This window comes from Dokdonella sp. (assembly GCF_049593775.1).
Taxonomy (GTDB): Bacteria; Pseudomonadota; Gammaproteobacteria; order Xanthomonadales; family Rhodanobacteraceae; genus Dokdonella.
On sequence record NZ_JBAWHJ010000014.1, the window covers coordinates 1 to 2,577 of the forward strand.

Below are 2,577 nucleotides of genomic sequence, written 5' to 3' on the forward strand. Positions count from 1 at the left end.
ATTCGCGTCTGGGGCTCGATCGGATTCGTCGGCATTGTCGCCTTGTTTGGCGTTCTGCTGGACCATCTGCCGGTATCCACCCTGCCCTGGCTGATGCTGCCGTTGTTCGCAGGCTTGCTGGTATCTGCGATGACCAATGACTACGGCAGACCACCCCCTGCTCTGGCTGAATCTGACTCGAGCAGTTTCCTGAGCCGATTGCGCCGACCTCAGGTAATCGCATTCTTTGTTGTCGCCCTGCTGATGCAGCTTTCGTTCGGCCCGTACTACACCTTCTATTCGATCTATCTCGACGAGCATGGTTATCGCACCTCGGCGCTGGGCATCTACTGGTCGATTGGCGTAGTGGTCGAGATTGTAGTTTTCACGTTCTCGACATGGATCTTCCGACGCTGGAGCGCGGCGACGGTACTGCTGGTATCCCTGGTTGCCGCCAGCGTGCGCTGGGCTGTCATCGCGCTGTGGCCGGACAACGCGGTTCTTATGGCTTTTGCGCAGACCCTTCATGCACTGAGCTTTGCGGGCTTTTTTGCGGCGAGCATGCAGTTTCTCGTTCTGTTCTTCCCAGGCAAACAGAACGGCCACGCGCAAGGCATTTTTTACGGATTCTCCTCCGGTGTGGGGGGAGTGCTTGGTGCGCTGCTATCAGGTCAGGTGTGGAGAGTATCTGGTGGAGAGACTGCCTTTCTCTTCGCCTCTGCCGCTGCGGCCCTGGCCGTTGTCGTAGCATGGGTCTGGATTCGCCCCGGGCGTCAGCTGGCGCCCGGTTGAACGCCAGCCATCAGGCTCTCGCGAAATCGAACGCGAGTTGGCTGCGAATGTCGCCACTCCCTGTCATGCACATCAACAGGCGCTCGATGCCGAGCGCGACGCCCGCACATTTCGGCATACCATGTTCAAGCGCAATGAGCAGATTTTCGTCCAGTGGAAGCTCGCATTGGTGGCGTGACCTGCGGCGTTTATTGTCGTTCTCGAAGCGAGCTCGCTGTTCTTCGCCATCGATGAGTTCGTTGTAGCCGTTCGCCAGTTCATGGCTACCCAGGTACAGTTCGAATCGCTCTGCAACTGGAGTTTCATCGTGGCGTATCTTCGCCAACGCGCATTGGCTTGCCGGCCAGTCCCGGACTACGGTGATTCGATCCGCGGGAAAGTCCGGCTGAATGCAGTGCGTAATCAGAAGGTCGAGCCAGTCGTCGCGCTGCAAGCTTTCGGCGTTGATGTCGACGTTCCTCAAAGGTGCACGCAAGGCGTCGATCGATGCGCTGAATGGATCAATGCCCAGGGTGTCGAGGAACAGTTCTCGATATGTCGTCGACGCGAGGCTGGATTTTCGAGCTACCAGGTTCAAGGCCTGACGAACCAGATCGACCGTCTCCTCGATCAGACGAAGATGATCCCATCCGACCCGATACCATTCGAGCATGGTGAATTCGGGGTTGTGTCGCCTGCCGGATTCACCGTTGCGGAATACGCGGCCGAGTTCATAGCAATCCCCCACCCCGGCAGCAAGCAGGCGCTTGAGCGGGAACTCGGCCGATGTACGTAGCCAGCGTTCCGGTGTGCCGGCATCCATGTGGCCGGAGAACATCGTGCTGAAGCTCTCGATGTTTGGCTCGGTATTGGCGGCCGCGGAAAGTATGGGTGTCTCGACTTCGAGCACCTTGCGCTCGGCGAAGAATTTTCGTATCAGCCCATAAAGGCCAGCACGCAGAACCAGCGCTTCACGCAGCGTGACTGCGTTCAAGTCTGTTGTCCCGCGAGGAATTCGAGCAGGCGCGCCTCATCCCAGATCTCGATGCCGAGGGCTTGTGCCTTTTCGAGTTTTGAGCCGGCCGATGCTCCGGCGACGATGAAATCGGTTTTCTTCGAAACACTGCCGGCCACCTTGGCACCGAGAGCTTCAAGCCTGATGCCAGCTTCATCGCGGGTCATTTCCGTCAACGAGCCCGTCAACACCACCGTCTTGCCATCAAGCGGAAGCGATCGCTCGGTTTCACTGGTCGTACCTGCCAGCTCACGCAACAACGCCCAGGCTTGAAGGCTGCGTTTCAGGAGATCGGCGTGCGCAGGCTCCTCGCGCCAGCGAAGTAGCGCGGCCGCCGTGTCCGCGGGCAATCCGGCAGTGATCAACTGGTGTTCTGGAACACTGGTCACGCGACCAGGATCCTCCAGCGCACTGACCAGTTGTACGGCGCGCTTTTCGGTCAGTTTCGGGATCTCGAGGCTCGTTAGCAGAAAAGATGGCAAAAGTGCATTGCACAATTTGGGTGAGACATCGTGCTCGTCATTCAGGCGCACGCCCCGCATCAGCAGTTCATCGATTGCGTCCTGGTTGCCTTGCTGGGCAAAAAAATGGTCGATCGATCTGGCCACTTCGCCGCCAATATCGGGGACAAGCTTGAGCAGCGGCCATGGCAGGTGGCGAATCAGCTCCAGTCGCCCGAACCATGCAGACAAGGCCTTTGCCGTGCTCTCGCCCACATGTTCGATGCCAAGGGAAAACAGGAAACGCTCCAGAGTCGTCTGCTTGCTGTGCTCAATGGATTCGATCAGGTTTTCAGCCCATTTGGTTGCAAC

3 protein-coding genes are annotated in these 2,577 nt (G+C 58.3%); 1 reads left to right on the forward strand and 2 read right to left on the reverse strand.

Annotation, left to right across the window (positions count from 1 at the left end; all coding sequences use genetic code 11):
- Positions 1-771: MFS transporter (locus WBP53_RS00390; protein WP_423924806.1), on the forward strand; the 771-nt coding region annotated here is incomplete at its 5' end.
- 10 nt (positions 772-781) lie between these two features.
- Here WBP53_RS00390 and epmA read toward each other — a convergent pair.
- Entirely contained in the window at positions 782-1,744 is a 963-nt protein-coding gene (gene epmA, locus WBP53_RS00395) for an EF-P lysine aminoacylase EpmA (RefSeq protein ID WP_423924808.1), read from the reverse strand.
- On the reverse strand, positions 1,741-2,577 hold an 837-nt coding region (locus WBP53_RS00400), incomplete at its 5' end, for a helix-hairpin-helix domain-containing protein (RefSeq protein ID WP_423924810.1). The genes epmA and WBP53_RS00400, both read right to left, overlap by 4 nt.